The sequence below is a fragment of the Poseidonibacter antarcticus genome (assembly GCF_003667345.1).
GTDB lineage: Bacteria > Campylobacterota > Campylobacteria > Campylobacterales > Arcobacteraceae > Poseidonibacter > Poseidonibacter antarcticus.
In genome coordinates this window covers 115,125-131,933 of the sequence record NZ_RCWF01000005.1, presented here as the reverse complement: position 1 = coordinate 131,933, position 16,809 = coordinate 115,125, and the positions used below count along the sequence as shown (strand labels likewise).

The window sequence follows — 16,809 nt, the reverse complement described above, 5'->3', positions numbered from 1 at the left end:
CGGGCTTTTTTAATTATACAAAATTATATTATAAGGAATATTACTTGGAATATTCACATACTATAACTTATTATGAAAATAACTCATCCTCCCTTATAACTCAATATGAATTAGCAAATGTAGATAAAGTCCAAAATCTTTTATTAAAAACATTTTCTACAAACTCCAAATTACTTGAAATTGGTTGTGGTTCAGGTCGAGATGCTGGATTTATGATTCAGAATAACTATAATGTTATAGGAATTGATGGATCAAAAAAGATGATTGAAGAAGCAAAAATGATTCACCCTGAATTATCACAAAGACTATTTCATAGTATTTTGCCAAATAATTTAAAATTTGATAAAAAATTTGATGGAATTTATTCAATTGCAACACTAATGCATTTATCAAAAAATGATTTAAAACAAACAATTAAAAACATTTATAACATATTAAATTTGAATGGAAGATTTTTAATGTCAGTATCGTTATTTAGAGATGATATTGGTGAAAATGGTTTCGATAAAAAAGGAAGATTTTTTTTAGTTTTAAAAATTGACGAATGGATAGAGATTTGTGAAAGTGTAGGATTTAGAATTATTGAGACAAAAATAAATAAAGATGGATTAAATAGAGATGGAATAGAATGGCTTACCTTAATAGCAAAGAAATAGTATGTATCTAGAAATTTTAAAAAAAGATATTCGTAATTTCTTAAAAAATATCTTTGATTTTGAAAAGGAACTCTTGAGGGGTTTTTTATTAGTTGATTCAAATAACAATGCAATTATAATTGATTATCAAATTTGTGATAAAACAAACCCTTTTAAATACAACGAATACACAAAAGAACAAAACTCTTTAATATCAAAATATAATTCTTGCTACAGATTTGTAATTGATGATAAAAAAGATTTTGAAGAATTTAAATCTATTTATTCACATATCCAAAATCATGATTTTAATGAAGATAATATCAAGCAAAGAGGAACAAATAGAGAGTTAAAAGAAATTGACCCAACATTACCTGAAGCTTATTTTGAATCGGCATTTATTAATTGTTATGGAAGAGAATCATTATCAAAGATTAGAAGAGAATTTCCAGTCATTGATTTCAAAGGTCAAACAAGATGGATTGACTATTTTATAAAACATAAGAACTATAATATAGCAATAGAGAAAAATGGAGAGACTTATCATCATCCAATAATTATAGGGAAAATGAAGTATAAATCACAACTATATAAACAAAACTCATTAGTAGCTTATGGATTTAAAGTTTTCCGATGGTCTTTAGAAGGAATGAAAACAACAGAAAATTTTTATGATGAAATAAAAAAATATGTTGGAAATATTGAAGATTTAGAAGACTTACAAAAACTTTCAGTTTCAAGACAGATTATACTTTTAAATCACCAACTTAATTCACTCAATGAACTTGAAGAAAGAAGAGAGAATGGAGAAAAAAACTTTTTGGTTGTTCTTCCCACTGGTACAGGGAAAACAGAAATATTAATTGCTGATATCATAAACCAATATAAAAAAGATACTGATTTAAAAGTTTTGATTTTAGTTCCTACAAAACAGTTGAAAATTGACACTATTAAAAAAGTAAATTGTAGATTTGAAAATGAACTAAATGCTGAAATTCTAATTGGTGAAGAAAGAAATTCCCAAATTGTTATTCAAACATATTCTTGGATGAGTAGATATTATCAAAACTTCAATAGTTTAGATTTTGATTATGTTGCAATCGATGAAGCTCATCATGCAGTTGCACCAACTTTACAAAAAGTTATTCAATACTTTAACCCACAAATGCTTTTAGGACTAACAGCAACAGATAAAAGACTTGATGAAAAAAGTTTAGCAGAAATATTTGGTAAATATGAATCAAATTTAACTTTAGTGGAAGCTATAAAACAAGATATATTGTCACCAATCAAAGCTTTTAGAGTTCAAAGTAATATTGATTTATCAGAAGTTAGATTTAATGGAAAAGATTACTATTCAATAGATTTACAAAAAACGGTAATAGCTCCATCAAGAGATCAACTTATTGTTGATATTATGCAAAAATATTTTATAGATAAAACTATGCCATTTAAATCAGGACTGATTTTTTGTGTATCGGTTGCTCATGCAAAAAAAGTAGCAAAACTTTTACAAGATAATGAAATTTCTTGTAAAGCTGTAAGTGGAAATGACAACAACTCTCAAAAATATATTGAAGAGTATCAAAATGGAAAAATCCAATTTTTAACAACTTGTTCATTACTGAATGAAGGGTGGGATTCTCCTAGAACTTCGATAATAGTGATGGCAAGACCGACTATGTCAAAAGTTTTATATACACAACAAATAGGAAGAGGAACACGAAAATATAAAGATAAAGAAGCACTTTATGTAATTGATATAGTTGATAATTATGGAGGGGCTGGAACATTTAAAAATTCACCTTGGTCAATTCATGCGCTGTTAGGTATATCAGAATATAAACCTTGGGGTGATATATTGAATCCAAATAAATTATCTCATGAAGAAATTCTACTTGATGGACTTTATGAAGAAGAGCGAAAACTTGAATATATTGATATTTTTACATTTGAAGAAAAATATGCAGATTATTTAAGTGATGAACAGCTTGCACGAGAGCTTTATATTTCAACTGGAACATTACGAAAATGGGTTAAGAAAAAAGAAGTCAAACCAGATGTTCAGATTTCTATAGGAAAACAGTTTTTGAATTATTATGAAGCTTCACAAATAGATAAAATAAGAAAAGCTAAAAATTTAAAAGTTCATAGTGATAAAACAATTTATGAAGATTTTTTTGAGTTTATAGATGAGGGTACATATTCACTTTCTTATAAAATGATTTTTATATTGTCATTATTAAAATCTATTGATCATAACGGTGAAGTCAATTTAGATAATTTACTTTTAGAGTTTAAAAAGTTTTATCAATATAGATTAGATAATAATCTTAAAATAGATAGAAATAAAAGTCCTTTTGAAAATCAAGATTTTATCGATGATAATTCAAAAGTAAAGAAAAATATTTTAGCAAATCCATTTGAAAAATTTGAAAGAAAAAGATTTATGTATCATTGTAAAGATTTAAATAATATTGCTTTCTCAAATATTTTATGGAATCAAATCAATAATAAAAATGATATTCAAAAAATAAAAAAGAATTTTTTTGATGACCTAGTTGACTATTATAAAGATATAGATACCTTTGATATAAAATATTGGAAGAATTATTGGGAAGTAATCTAAATTGTCAAGTTTCTCAAAATAATTAGAGATAAAAAAGAATTTTTATAGATGATACGAATATCTTGATTAATCGTATTATTTAATATCTTTTTTATAGCTTTCATCATATGAAGAATGCATAGAAAGTAGCTTAATAAATTCAAAAACATAATTTGAGCTAAATGAATCTTCAAAATTTAAGTGATAGTCATTTGATATAATACGTTTTATCAGGCTTCTCATTTGTTATAGAATCCCTGTAAAGTATTTACTTGGATATCTTGTTAATCTAGTACATCTATTTTACACTAGAGAAAGTGTTTTATTTTTTTATATATAAAATTACTACATTTTAAAATATAGATTTAATATTTCTTTTTGAATATTCAATTTATATGACTTTATATCTAGTGCTCTAATCATTTTTGAGTTTTTTAATGTATCAACATCATCGATTGTTTTATATCCTGCCTTGTATTCTTCTTCATTTACCTCTAATAGCTCATCATATAGCTTTATATCTTGTAAGGCAAGGTTAATTCTATCTTTATAACTTTTTATTGTTAAGATGGCTTCTTCGTATGTAGATTCACTGCTTATTAGTTCATCTGCTAACTCTTTTTGACTTATTAGTTGATCTAGTTTTGTTTGTTCTATATCACTTGATGCTGTATAGCTAAGTGGCATTGATACTTTTAATCCATAATTATAGTAATCATCATTTTCAATTGTATCACTATCTTGGTATCCATATGTTCCTGTTGCTGCTAATGTAGGTAAATAATCACTTTTTTTGATTTTATATAATGACTTATTTACATCAATATCAAGTTTTGCATAGTTTACTGATGTTGCATTTTGTAGATATATTTCTTTTGTCATTAGTTTTACATTTGGTATTTCTATTGTTTTATAGTTCTTTGATGTATATTTTTTTATGCTATTTATATTTACTAGTTTTGATAATTCTAACTCTTTTTGTGTATCGCTTAGTTCATTTTTTGTCATAATTGCATCGTTTAAATCGCTAATATCTAGTTGCCCTGCTTTGTATTCTGATTTTTTATTTCTTATATCAATTTGGCTATTTTTAAGATAATATATATTTTGTTCCAAAGATATATCATTTATTTTGACGTCTATTAAATAAGAGAAAAGTGTATTCAAATCATCTTTTGTACTGATTTGTAAATCTAAGTTTTCCATTTTTTTAAGTTGTGTTGCATAATCCATTTGTGAACTAATACCACCAAAGTTAAATATATCTTGTGAAATTGATAAAGAGTAATCTTTTGTTTTTGTATTATCTTCATCTTTTGTAATACTTGCATTTAAATCAACATCAGAAATCCAATCATATTTATTTGATTGTTCTTTTTGTTTTATTTGTTCTTGTTTTAATTTTATAATTTCTTGTTTTGTATTTGATAATACTTCACTTTCATTTGTAAAAGCTAAGATAGGTATAAATGCAGATAATGTTAATAGTGTTACTGGTGATAATTTTTTCATTTTACAAACTCCACTTTTAGAATTTTTCCAAAGTCATCATCTTTTAAAGTTAGGGTTACTTTATGAGCTGATACAAATGTTTCATCCAAAGTTTTATCTATTTTTTCAATAGATGCAATATTTTCTTTTCCATTGATTAAAACTTTTTTATTTTTTATATCTTTATAATCATCTTCACTTACATATACTATTAGTTTGGATTTACTTATATCGTAAGCACTTGCTAATTCAGAGCCAATTGATACATAGTCTCCTTTGTTTACAGCGAATTCTTTTATATATAAGTTTTTGGCATTTATTACTTTCTTTTTCAAAGTATCTTCTATTGTTTTGATATTTAATTTTAAAGTTTCTATTGAGATTTGAAGTTCAATTATTACATATAATTTATCATCTTTTTCTGATTGGCTTTTCCCTCTAATTGTTACATACTTTTTATAACTATTCTCTAATATTTTTAATTTTTTATTATATAAACTTAATTGTTTATTATAAATTGCAAGTTCTTTTTTTTCTAAACTTGTATCTTGTTTTATTAGTGTTTTATTTACAACTTTTGTTTCATCACTTTTATCAAGTTGCACGATTTGTCCTGCTGCTTGTGAATATATTGTAAAAGTATCATAAGGTTCAACTTTTGCCATATAAGTTTGAGCAAATACCATAAGTGGTGTTATTAATATAAATAAATATTTTTTCATAATCTAATCCTTTATTTTAAATAATGTTGCATATAAAGCAGGTACATAAATAAGATTTAATATTGTTCCCCATGCAATTCCAAATCCAAGTGAAATAGCAATTGGTTGAAGCATCACAGATTCTCCTGTAGGAAAAAATATTAACGTTGCAAGCCCTAATATAGTTGTAATTGAAGTAATTAATATTGGTCTTACTCTTTGTTTTGCTCGAATAAAGAAGTCATGTCTATTTTTTGTATCATGTAAAAAATCAAGCATGATAATTCCATCATTAATAACAACACCAGCAAGTCCTAGCATACCTATTAGTGATTGTGAATTTAGATTTATTCCCATAATTGTATGTCCCACAACAGCACCAAATGCAGTAAATGGAATAACTGATAAAATAATAAGCGCACTTTTAAAAGATGGGAAGTTTATAAGTAATGTTAAAAAGATTAAAAATAGTCCAACCATAAAAGCTTTTAACATATCACTTGCCATTTGAGAACTTTTTTCTATCTCCCCTCCAAAACCTATACTTACTCCTGTTTTCTCAATCTCTTTAATAGTAGAATCTAGTTGTTTTAATACTTCATTTGCACTTGTAATTTTTGTATCAACGTTTGCAAATACTGTTTTTTGAATTAGTCCATTTTCTTTTTTGATTTTTTCAAAATTTCGCTCTATTTTGAAATCTACAAGTTGTGATAATTCTACTTTTGTATCATCAACTGATATTAAAAAATGTTTAAGTTCATCAATACTATCTTTATAAACTGATTGAGTGATAATATCAATTACTCCATCTTTATTAAAAGTATCACCTTGATCTTTTTCCATAAAATAGCTTGTAACTTGAGTTGCTATTTCATTATCAGTAAGTCCTAAGTTCATTGCATAATTATTTAAAGAGAATTTATATTCGCTATCCCCTAGTTGAGTATTATCTGCTATATCTTTTGTACCTTCAATATTTCCTATTGCAGTTTTAAGTGTATTGATTCCATTTAATAAAAGTGTTTTATCATCACTACTTAGTTTTAGTTCTATATCTGTTTTAACTATTCCAATTCTACTTGTTACTACGTTAAATTCGACTACTTTATCTTCTTTTGATAATGGTGTTACAAGCTCTCTTATTTGTTGCATTGCAGTTGCTGTATCTGTAGTTCTTATTTTGTCTTTTTGTTCAAAATCAAAACTAAAATTTAGCACAGGATTAATATAATGATTTATAAAGTTGTCTTCTTTTAAGTCTTCAAGTTCTAAAGTTAATGTAAATCCATTATCAATAGTTTCACTATCACTTGCAACATTTGTAAATCGTCCAACTGTTGTATCAATATTCTTGATAAATAGTTTTTTTGCATTTTCTAAAAGAAGTTTTTCATATTTTTTCGTAATTTTATTTGTTTCTTCTAATGATTTTGATTCATCAAGTTTAAAAGATAAGGTTACATTGCTAGAAACCATATCTGGCATCATTTGAAATCTACTTTGACTTACTAGAAAAAATGTTATTAGTGGTATCGTAACAAAAAACATAAGAAGAAAAGTCTTTTTATAATGAATTACTTTATGTAAAATAGCTTCATAAAAATTATATGCTTTTGTCCAATCAAGCATTTTATCTTTTCTTTTTAACATATGTTTTGCATGAAGTGGCAAAAATATAAATGACTCAACTAAAGATGCGAAAATAAGTACAGAAATAACTATAGGAATAAGTTGCATAAAAATTCCAAATTCTCCACTTATTAAAAGCATTGGAAGAAAAGCAAATATTGTAGTAAAAGCTGCAATTAAAACAGGAGCAATCATCTCTTTTGCACCATTTAAAACAGCATCATCAACCTCGGCACCTTCATCAAGATGCCTTTGTATATTTTCACTTACAATAATTGCATCATCAACTACAATTCCCAAAGACATAAGTATCGCCATTAGTGAAATCATATTTAAACTATAACCCATTGTTTCAATTACTAATAAACCTAAAATAAAAGAAAATGGTATCCCCATAACTATAATAAGTGAAAGTCTTGTTGATATTAAAATATGCATTGAAAGACCAACTAAAATAAGTCCTAAAGTGATATTTGCAATAATTGTTTTTATTCTATCATCAACAGGACCTGAAGAATCCCTTGTGATACTAATAGTCAAATCTTTAGATGATTCTTCATATTTATCCAAAATACTTTTAATAGTATTTGCAACTGCAATTGAATCACCTTCCTCACTTTTATATACATTAAGAGATACTGTTGTTTTTCCATTTAGTCTTGAAATTGTTTCATCTAAAGGATAATCTATAGTAATCTTGGCAATATCTTTTAGATAAACTTTTTTATCATTTACTTTGATAATAGTATTTTCCCATAAATCTTTTTGGAATTTATTGTTATTTGCTGTTAAATATACGTGGTTACCAGTTTGTTCAATTTGCCCAACTGGATATATATATGAGAGGTTTTTTATAGCACTAATTACTGAATCACTTTCTAATCCATACATATTGATTTTTTTATGATCAAGATAAAAATCTATTTCTAAATCACTATCTCCATATATAGTAATCTCACTAATACTAGGCACTTGTAGAAGTTTTGTTTTAATCGTATCTGAAATCTCTAATATCTGTGCTTTGGTTTTTTCATTTGAAGAAAGAGCTATATTTAATAAAGATGCTTGTTTTTGTACACTTGTTACTGTAGGTTCTGTCATATCACTTGGAAGATATTTTTTAGCAGCACTTACTGCATCACTTATATCATCTTGGACTTCTTGTTTATTCGCACCATCTTGAAGTTCAACTTCTATTGTAAAACTTCCATTTGTTATAGTTGTTGAAACTTCTTCAATACCTGAAATAGAATCTATTTGATTTTCTATTTCTATTACTGCAAAGTTATTTAAGTTATCCGCACTAGCTCCACTATAACTTCCACTTACTTGAATACTATCTAAAGTAATAATTGAAAACATCTCTTTTGGTATTTTGATATAAGAAAAGATACCCATAATTAATATAAAAATTAAAAGCGTGTAGTTAAGACGTGAATTATTCACAAAGTATTCTATTATTTTACCCATTGTTTATTCTCCGTCATATTTATTGTATGAAATTATATAAAATCAATTTTAACAACTTATAAATATAAAGTAAATGAAAGTAAATGAGAGTTTAAAAGAAGAGTGTTATTGATTAACTAGTTACGCAAATTATGCGTAACCAGAAAGTGTGCTTGCATTTGTGTTTTGTAAATATGTATTTATTTGACTATTATTATTTTGATTATTAATCGCTTTTAATAATCCATCAAAACTTTTTGTATCAATAGCAGACTCTTCATTTTCAGCCCCTGTTTTAAGCATATCCATTAATACACTTAAGTTATCAAGTGCATTTTGTTGGTTAGAACTAAGTGTTGTTTCATCGCTTGTACTCCCACCATATACTTCTTGTAGTTCGTCAAGAGAAACAACTCCATCTTCATTTGTATCAAGAGTATCAAACTCTTCTTCTACTTCTGATGATGACATTTGTCCCCCACCTGCAGGAGGAGGTGTTCCACCTTGTCCTACACCTGCAAGTGTTCCTATTTCTTGAGCATCAAATCCTGCTTCGGCCATTGCACTTTCAAGTTCAGAAGAGGCTTGAATCCCCTCGTCTTGTAAAGCTGAAACAATAGCCTGAGCATCACTTTTACTTAAATTATCTGCATCATAATCTGCTAAAATTGAAGAAATTGTCTCTTCTTGTGAAGAAGAAAAAACTTCATCTTCAGATGGATTTTCAAAACCAAAAGCTGAAAGCATAGATTGAAAGTCTTCTTTAGAAGGCATTCCTTGACTAAACTCAGACATTGCTGAATCAATCGCACTTGTTAATTCAGATTGACCTATTAATCCATTTGAATCAGAATCATACGCTGAAAATATATCATCACTAACACCCATTTCCTCAATGTTAAGAGAAGAATCTTTATCAGAATCTTTTTTGGATATCATTTGACTTGATATAGAAGTAGAAGTTGGTTGAATTAAATTCGCCATTATTCCCATATTTGCTGTATCTATCATGATTTTTCCTTTCTATTTAAAATTGTACTATCTCAAAGTAAACATAAAGTAAATATATCTTAAATAAGTGAATTAATAATCTATTATACATTTATTTAAATTAGCTTAAACAACTATGTTTTACTAATACTAACTAATTTATTAATAAAAAATTATAAAAATTATGAATTTACAGAAATTTTTATTTAAAATACCATAAAATGGTACCTCTACCATTAAAATAAATTATTTTTTAAATTATTTTTTTAAACATTTAATAATTTTAAGCTATATCTTAATGTTAGATATGATATGATTTAATAAATAGAATTGTTATCTATTTATTTAAGGACGAAAATGCCATATATCGTATCTTCAATAATTGCAGCAGTTGCTGCTTTAGTAATACTTTTAACTAGATATGAACCTGATGATAGTTCTATAAAAATAGAACTTGAGCGAATGAGGTCTATGATTTTAGTTATTGATGGTTTTGTTGATACATATATCCAATCAGGTGGGGATATGTCTGAGATAAACTTTCAAAAATTAGAAGAAGACGGTATTTTACCTGAAAATATCAAGAGAGAGGATGACCCAAAATTGGAAGATGGTGATGGTGTTGTCTCTAATCTAACTTCTGAAGAGGATGAAGGTACAGCAGAAGAATTTAAGTCTAATTTAGTATTTCCTAAAAGCGAAGTTATTTGGCAACTAATACCAAATACAAAGGATAACACATCTTATAAGATATTAGTTGATATGAAAAAGAATCCTATTTTGAACTCAAGAGCAGGTTTTACTGAGAGTTTTTTGGGAAAAGAATATTGTGAAAAAGCTTTGTTTGGTAAGTTTATATCAAAGGGTAATAGCTATGATGATTCAATAGAAGGTAAAGAAACTTTTACTGAAACTGGAACAAATAAAGATGCTAAGTTTGTTTGTATAGTTTATAAATAAAAAATTTGTGCAACTATTTTGTAGTTGTTGTGTAATAACATCATAAGATGTTTTAAATTAAAAAAAAGGATAGGGAAATGCCACAGTTAATAGCAATGATTATAGTAGTTGTTGGAGCAATGATTTATATGTTCCAAACATTTGGAGGAACAGGTGATAAAATCGAAGGAATTGCACAAAAAACAAGTGTAATAACAGAGATTAACAATATTAAGAATGGTTTAAAATTAGCAGCGAAGTCTGAGGCTATAGGTATTGGAACAGGTACTGATTCTACAACAACAAATGTATTAGGTGGATTAGCAGAATTAGCATATTTCCCAGAGCAAGTTAATTCTCAAATTATTAGTGAAGGAGACACAACTGAAACACCTGAAAATAATAATTATTATGCAATTTCTTTTGGTGGGGAAGATGATACAGAAGCTGATTCTGCTATGAGAATATCTTTAGTTGCAGATAAAGCAGGTATGATTCCTGGTATTTATGTAGAGTTTTCATTAACTGGTTCGTTAGGAGCAAATGCAGGATTTTTAGAATCACAAATAGCAAATGATTTAAAAGAAATTGCAAATATTGATAGAACTGCAGATATTGCCTTTGATGCTGCGGCTACAGCATATGTATCAGGTGCTCTTCCAACTGTCGGGACTCCTTTAGAAAGAAGAATCCCTGGCGATGTAGATACAACAACATTAGAAAATGATGGTAAATTTATCATTTATTTTAGAGACTTTGCTGCTGATGAAGTAGTTGTTGCTGAATAATAGAATTATTTAGAGTAAAACAATTAAAAACTTAGGCTTTAGCCTAGGTTTTTATTCAAAAACAAAAAACAAGTATTAAGCTCAAAATAATTTAGTATTTATTTTTTGTTTTACAAAAAAAGAAAAGGTACATTTCAAATGTTTGCAAATATATGGGTATCATCTGCACTTATTGTTACACTTATGTTTTCAGCAGGTGCTATGTATAAATCATATAGCGATGTTCAAGAAGCAAAACAAGTACAAGAACATTATGAAATTGTCTCGAAAATCAAAACAACATTAGCAAAACAATACAACAAAAATCCAGAAGAAATAACAAGAGAAGAAATCATAGCCTTTCTACCAGATGGTGGAAATTGGGATAAAGTTTTATTATTAGATAGGAATTCAGACAGTAGTCTTGATAACGAAGATGATATTTTAATAAACGAAGATGGAAATATAGAAATAAACGAAGATGAAAAGCTAAAGTTATTAGCCCTAAGAGCAAAGTTAAAAGATATTATAAATCTAAATGAAGTACAAACAACTACAAAAAATGAAGGTACAGAAAATGAAAAAACCTTCTATACCTTTGAAATAGGCAAAAATGAAAAAAATAATATCATAAATGATATAGAAATAGAAAAAGCATTGACAAGAGCAGTTGATTATCTAGCACAAGATATTTTGTATGATGAAAATAGTAGTAGTTTTGATAAAGATGATTTTGATAAAATTATTGAAGAACTAACTCCTTATGATAATATATATCTTTTTGATATAGAAGAAGCTTTAAGTGATGATGACACTTTAACAGAAGATAAATTAAAAGATGAAAAAGAAAATCATTTTAAAAAAATGTTAAAAGAAAAACTAAAACAAAATGAATTAACAATAGAAACAAAATTATATGAAAAGGTGAAAGGTTATTTATGATTAAAGATATTTTTATACTAATATTATTTATTACCTTTTCAAAAGCATTAAGTTTTGAAGAAACTCAAAGTAAATTAAAAGATATACGAAAAATAGTGCAATATGAAGAAAGTGTAGCAAGAGCTTATGAAAATTATATTTTAGAAGAATATAAAATACCAAGTTCAATAAGTGATCTAAATTTACCAACATTATCAGATATAGAAAATGACTTTAATGAGATTACCCTTTTATCAGAAAATACAAAATTATCTTATGCTTTAAAAAGTAATGAAGACGAAGAAGATAATGAAGACGAAGAAGCAAATAAAGATGAAAATAGAATAAATGCTTTATACGATAGTAATACATATAGAAAAAGAACTTATGTAAGAAATGATAGTGTATATTTTAGATTTGAAGATGATTTTGCAAAACATTTATATGATTTATTACAAGATAAAGAACTTGAGAAATGTGAAGAGTCAGAAAATACTTATGACCCTGCTATAAATTGTACAAAAGATTATAATTTAGCTGATGGTCAGAGTAATGAAAATATTGTTCGTTATAAGCATATTTATTTAGGTGTTACAAAAATCGAAGAAGTAGAAGTAAAAGATAAAGATGGTAATTCTACAGGGTATTCATATCCTAGTGAATATCTAATAGCATATAGAAGTGACAAGTTCAAAACAGGACCTATTGTAATTGCTAGTAAAGATTATTATGAAAAAGATTTAGAAGAAGAAGATGAAGAAGCAGAGTATTGGACGGAACCTGAATTTGATACTATTCCAAATGGTGCCTTACTTTTTGATACAGATGGTTTAAAATATGTGAAAACAACAGATAGTATAGAGAAGTTATAATGATTAAAAAACTCTTTATTCCATTATTTCTTTTTTCATTTTTAAGTGCAAATGATATTATGATAGGACAAAAACAAAATGTCTTATATATCCAAAACTTAATAGAAACAGAAGATAAAATAGCGAAAAACTTTGAAAAATATATTTTAACAGAGTTTCAAATCCCTACACTTGAGAACTTGCGTACAGATGAATACTTAGGTAATAATTTTTCATTAAAAAATAGAATGGGAGATGACTTAGCTTTTAAAGATATAAAAGAACTTCAACTAAGATATGCAATCTCAAAACCTGGATACTTGGATGCAAATAAATACATTATACTTTTATATAACAGAGATTTATATAGAGATAATACTTCTGCTTCTAATGGCGATGAAGATTTAGAAGAAAATGAAAATGATGATACTAAAGTAGACCCATCAATTTCTTATGTAAAAATAGTATTACAATCAGATGAAGCTAAAACTATTTTTAATATATTAAAAAATGATGAAACAATACAAAAAGACTGTGATTCACCAAGTGTAGGAAACTATTGTAATAAAAATGATAAAGCTATAAGATATTACATTACAGCAAGTGATTGGATAGAATATGACAAAAAACTTTTTGAAGATGGAAATGTTTCAACATCTATAGATTTTAATGATTTTGATGATCAAGAAAAATTTGATAACTTAGCAGTAGGTGCATATATCCTTCAAGTAGAAGAAGAACAGAAATATATAAAACTATATTATGAAGAAGAAACAGAAGAAAAATATATGGAGGTAAAATAAATGAAAGTTTTAATTTCCATAATAATTCTTATTAATTTTAGCTTTGCCTCAAATGCAAATGTATCATTGATGAATAATATTAAAAGTATAATTCAAAAAGAAGAATACATAGCACTAGCAATAAATAAATATATTTTACAAAAAGCCAAAGTTCCAAAAACTGGTACAAGTCTTAATTGGAATTTACTTGAAAATGATGATTATTTAGGAACTGACTTTGATAAGATAAATCCTCTAACAAATGAGGATATAGTCGTAACTTTTGATACAGACAATAACGCGTATATAAAATCAATACTTACAAATATAGATGAATATGATAATAAAAGTAAGTATTTATATAACTTTTATATAAATAAAATATTTAGAGTAAACACAATTCCACCAAAAAACAATACAGGTGATGAACTTATAATTGGTTCTCAAGTTTTATACAATGACATTCAAAAAGAAATAGTTGAAGTTTTAAATGAAACAGATACAGATAAAAAAAGAGATATATTATTTCCAAATCAAGATTGTACAACAGATATCACTACTAGTACAAAAGAATACTACGAACTAAAAAATGAAAAATTAACATTAAAATATTGTAAATTATCAAAGGACTTATCAGAGGACTTGTCTTTTGATATCTATCAAAATGGACCTGTTTATTTAGATGAAGAATATGATGAAAATGATTTACAAGAAATTATAGCAAACATAGGTGATATAGCATATGTAGATTCTGTTGAATACATATATCAAAGTGGTGATGATGAAGAGAATAGATGGGTTGAAATATCAAAAAAAGTGGAATATGGTGAAGAAGAATATACTCAAGAACAAGTTCAAAATTATATACCTAATGCTTCAGATTTAGTTATGCGAAAAGATTTTGGATGTAAACTTGCAAATGGTGATATTTATTGTTGGGAAAAAAATACTAATAAAAGAGCAGGGGTAGAAGATGAAAGTATATACTTAAATACACCTATTATGTTAAAAGTTGATGATGGAAATTTACAATATAACAGCTCACAAAGAGTTAAGTTTATAAAAATAGCTCTAAATGATACAAATGTATGTGGTATTTCTACAGATGGGGATATGTATTGTAATGGAAATGTAAGTAATACAAATTTTGATATTGATATATCTGATAAGACATCAATCTTAAGAAAATATAAAAATATCTCTTCTTTAAAAGATATTGCAATGGTAAATGATGCTTGGGTTTTATTAAATGATTTAGGAACAATTTATACTTTAGATTCAAATGCTAGTAACGCTCAAGCAAGTGATAAAACCTTTAAAAAAATATATGCATTAAGAGATAGTAAAACTTTTGGGGCTTTAGACAGTGATAATTACTTTAATATTTGGGGAGAAAGAGAATCTGGTAATATTGCTACACCCACAGAAGTATCTTCTATAAAATTTGATGAAGATAGAATTTTTGTAAATAGCAAAGAATTTACACTAAAAGGTCTTGATGGAAATTATTATAGAACAAATGATAATGGTATTCTAGATTTAAATATCCCAAATAGTAGTAGTGTATTAAGTGTTTCGTATTATGATTATAATGGTAACGGGTATATATTATATATTAATGAAAAAATGCAGTTACAGGTAAAAGGAACAAATACTTTATTAGAGTGTAAAGATAAAAATTTTAATGCATGTGATAGTTCTTCAAATACAATATTTAATACAGCTTTAAATGAACTAAATATAATAAAAGATGATAAAATTTATGCAAAATTTTCAAATGTATCAATCTTTTCTTCAGGTAAAATAAATAAGGATGATGAAATAAATTCTTACTTTGATGTAAATGGTATATATCTTGAAGACTTTGAAGATGTTAATGACTATCAAAAAGTAGATGGAAAATATAATGATTGGGTGGTGAATACAAACTATTTATCATCTAATACTTTGGATTCTGATATCCCAATATATGAGAATAAAGATTGTACTGAAAAATATTCTTGTGGTTTACTTGGTCTAGGTACTTGTACTCGTCCAATTGCTTGTAAAGAAGCAGGTAACTTTTTGGGAAGATTTGGAGACACCGATATATTTAGAGAAAATAATCCTTTTGTATCAAATGATAATACTGCAAATCCTGTTGTAAGTAAAATATTTAATTTTGGTTCAAGTTATGCAGGTAAAAAGGTAAAGCTAACATTTGATTTTTATCGAATAGATATTTGGACAGGTGATGGTGATATATCAGATACTTTAGGTGAAGCTTTAACTGGACTATTAGATGGTTTAATAGGTAATTTACTGGGGTTAGGAAGCTTGTTAAATGCAGTATATGATTTAGTAAATGGTTTATTAGAGCTTGTTGGATTAATTGATATAGATGATATATTTATTCCCTTTGTAAATGATTTACCAGTAAAAGATGGTACTTTAACTGATGATGAAAACTATTATTGGTGGTATGTACATAATCAAAATCGTGCGAATACTGGTTATTCTAGTTTACAATCTATTTCTGATTCAAAAGATTTAACAAATATTAAGAATACAAAGTCATTATCATCATCAAAAGATTATAGTTTTTCTTTTAAGGAAAAAGAGTTTGAATTAGATTCAGAAGGTAAAATTAAATTGGGTTTTGAAGCAATTATACAAACTTATGTAACTTTGTTAGCAGGCTCAAGAGTAAATGATATTGAAAATGTATCTTGGGGAATTGATAATATAAAGATAGAATTAGTTGATAAAGACTCTATATCTTCTCCTCCTCCATACGTTTGTACTATGACAGGTATTGAAACTTCAACTCAAATGTACTGTTGGGGAAATGTAGCAAGAGCTATTCCCATTTTGAATACATCCTTGTACGATGTTAGTAAAATAGATAATATAGGAGATATAAATGATTTATTTATATCACAAGTAGAGGATGAGGCAAAACAAATGTCTTTTGACAATTATAATAATAATGGAAATTTATTTTTAAAATACCCTACATACATAGGTGGTTTTGATTATGGATTTTATTTTAAATAAGGAATTA

13 protein-coding genes are annotated in these 16,809 nt (G+C 26.5%); 8 read left to right on the top strand and 5 right to left on the bottom strand.

The genetic code is table 11. The features are described 5' to 3' along the window. The first annotated feature begins 44 nt into the window (after window positions 1–44). Both D9T19_RS07985 and D9T19_RS07980 read left to right on the top strand, forming a co-directional pair. A complete protein-coding gene (locus tag D9T19_RS07985) occupies window positions 45–656 on the top strand; it encodes a class I SAM-dependent methyltransferase (RefSeq protein ID WP_162984564.1) in 612 nt (203 codons plus the stop codon). Between the two features lies 1 nt (window position 657). Continuing rightward, window positions 658–3,264: a DEAD/DEAH box helicase gene (locus D9T19_RS07980; protein WP_121627700.1), complete on the top strand. Its 2,607-nt coding sequence runs from the start codon at window positions 658–660 to the stop codon at window positions 3,262–3,264. Window positions 3,265–3,339: 75 nt separating this feature from the next. Here D9T19_RS07980 and D9T19_RS14535 read toward each other — a convergent pair whose 3' ends face one another. The 5 genes from D9T19_RS14535 to D9T19_RS07960 form a co-directional block, all read right to left on the bottom strand. Continuing rightward, entirely contained in the window at window positions 3,340–3,486 is a 147-nt protein-coding gene (locus D9T19_RS14535; protein WP_162984563.1) for a hypothetical protein, read from the bottom strand. Between the two features lie 102 nt (window positions 3,487–3,588). Continuing rightward, entirely contained in the window at window positions 3,589–4,755 is a 1,167-nt protein-coding gene (locus D9T19_RS07975) for a TolC family protein (protein WP_121627699.1), read from the bottom strand. Further along, the gene (locus D9T19_RS07970) at window positions 4,752–5,456 is read right to left on the bottom strand and encodes an efflux RND transporter periplasmic adaptor subunit (protein ID WP_121627698.1); all 705 of its coding nucleotides are present in this window, start codon (window positions 5,454–5,456) and stop codon (window positions 4,752–4,754) included. The genes D9T19_RS07975 and D9T19_RS07970 overlap by 4 nt, the downstream gene beginning before the upstream one ends. 3 nt (window positions 5,457–5,459) lie before the next feature. Next, on the bottom strand, window positions 5,460–8,537 hold the full coding sequence (locus tag D9T19_RS07965; RefSeq protein WP_121627697.1) for an efflux RND transporter permease subunit: 3,078 nt from the start codon (window positions 8,535–8,537) through the stop codon (window positions 5,460–5,462). A 129-nt stretch (window positions 8,538–8,666) separates the two neighbouring features. After that, window positions 8,667–9,527 (bottom strand): EF-hand domain-containing protein, encoded by an 861-nt coding sequence (locus D9T19_RS07960; RefSeq protein ID WP_121627696.1) that lies wholly within the window; start codon window positions 9,525–9,527, stop codon window positions 8,667–8,669. Between the two features lie 336 nt (window positions 9,528–9,863). Here D9T19_RS07960 and D9T19_RS07955 point away from each other — a divergent pair, with 336 nt between their 5' ends. The 6 genes from D9T19_RS07955 to D9T19_RS07930 all read left to right on the top strand — a co-directional run bounded on the left by D9T19_RS07955 (window position 9,864) and on the right by D9T19_RS07930 (window position 16,802). Beyond that, the gene (locus tag D9T19_RS07955) at window positions 9,864–10,466 is read left to right on the top strand and encodes a hypothetical protein (protein ID WP_121627695.1); all 603 of its coding nucleotides are present in this window, start codon (window positions 9,864–9,866) and stop codon (window positions 10,464–10,466) included. A 77-nt stretch (window positions 10,467–10,543) separates the two neighbouring features. Beyond that, window positions 10,544–11,233 carry a hypothetical protein gene (locus D9T19_RS07950; protein WP_121627694.1) on the top strand — a complete coding sequence of 230 codons (690 nt, stop codon included), beginning with the start codon at window positions 10,544–10,546 and terminating at the stop codon, window positions 11,231–11,233. Window positions 11,234–11,371: 138 nt separating this feature from the next. Beyond that, the gene (locus D9T19_RS07945) at window positions 11,372–12,154 is read left to right on the top strand and encodes a hypothetical protein (protein WP_121627693.1); all 783 of its coding nucleotides are present in this window, start codon (window positions 11,372–11,374) and stop codon (window positions 12,152–12,154) included. Further along, window positions 12,151–13,005, top strand: coding sequence for a hypothetical protein (locus tag D9T19_RS07940; protein WP_121627692.1), 855 nt, complete (start codon window positions 12,151–12,153; stop codon window positions 13,003–13,005). The genes D9T19_RS07945 and D9T19_RS07940 overlap by 4 nt, the downstream gene beginning before the upstream one ends. Next, window positions 13,005–13,787, top strand: a complete 783-nt coding sequence (locus tag D9T19_RS07935; RefSeq protein WP_121627691.1) for a hypothetical protein — start codon at window positions 13,005–13,007, stop codon at window positions 13,785–13,787. Before D9T19_RS07940 ends, D9T19_RS07935 begins: the two co-directional genes overlap by 1 nt. Further along, the gene (locus D9T19_RS07930; protein ID WP_121627690.1) at window positions 13,788–16,802 is read left to right on the top strand and encodes a hypothetical protein; all 3,015 of its coding nucleotides are present in this window, start codon (window positions 13,788–13,790) and stop codon (window positions 16,800–16,802) included. Window positions 16,803–16,809: the final 7 nt, after the last annotated feature.

Excerpts from the sequence above, each read along its gene's own strand:
- D9T19_RS07980 (WP_121627700.1), top strand. The coding sequence starts at position 658 with ATGTATCTAGAAATTTTAAAAAAAGATATTCGTAATTTCTTAAAAAAT.
- D9T19_RS14535 (WP_162984563.1), bottom strand. The coding sequence starts at position 3,486 with ATGAGAAGCCTGATAAAACGTATTATATCAAATGACTATCACTTAAAT.
- D9T19_RS07975 (WP_121627699.1), bottom strand. The coding sequence starts at position 4,755 with ATGAAAAAATTATCACCAGTAACACTATTAACATTATCTGCATTTATA.
- D9T19_RS07970 (WP_121627698.1), bottom strand. The coding sequence starts at position 5,456 with ATGAAAAAATATTTATTTATATTAATAACACCACTTATGGTATTTGCT.
- D9T19_RS07965 (WP_121627697.1), bottom strand. The coding sequence starts at position 8,537 with ATGGGTAAAATAATAGAATACTTTGTGAATAATTCACGTCTTAACTAC.
- D9T19_RS07960 (WP_121627696.1), bottom strand. The coding sequence starts at position 9,527 with ATGATAGATACAGCAAATATGGGAATAATGGCGAATTTAATTCAACCA.
- D9T19_RS07955 (WP_121627695.1), top strand. The coding sequence starts at position 9,864 with ATGCCATATATCGTATCTTCAATAATTGCAGCAGTTGCTGCTTTAGTA.
- D9T19_RS07950 (WP_121627694.1), top strand. The coding sequence starts at position 10,544 with ATGCCACAGTTAATAGCAATGATTATAGTAGTTGTTGGAGCAATGATT.
- D9T19_RS07945 (WP_121627693.1), top strand. The coding sequence starts at position 11,372 with ATGTTTGCAAATATATGGGTATCATCTGCACTTATTGTTACACTTATG.
- D9T19_RS07940 (WP_121627692.1), top strand. The coding sequence starts at position 12,151 with ATGATTAAAGATATTTTTATACTAATATTATTTATTACCTTTTCAAAA.
- D9T19_RS07935 (WP_121627691.1), top strand. The coding sequence starts at position 13,005 with ATGATTAAAAAACTCTTTATTCCATTATTTCTTTTTTCATTTTTAAGT.
- D9T19_RS07930 (WP_121627690.1), top strand. The coding sequence starts at position 13,788 with ATGAAAGTTTTAATTTCCATAATAATTCTTATTAATTTTAGCTTTGCC.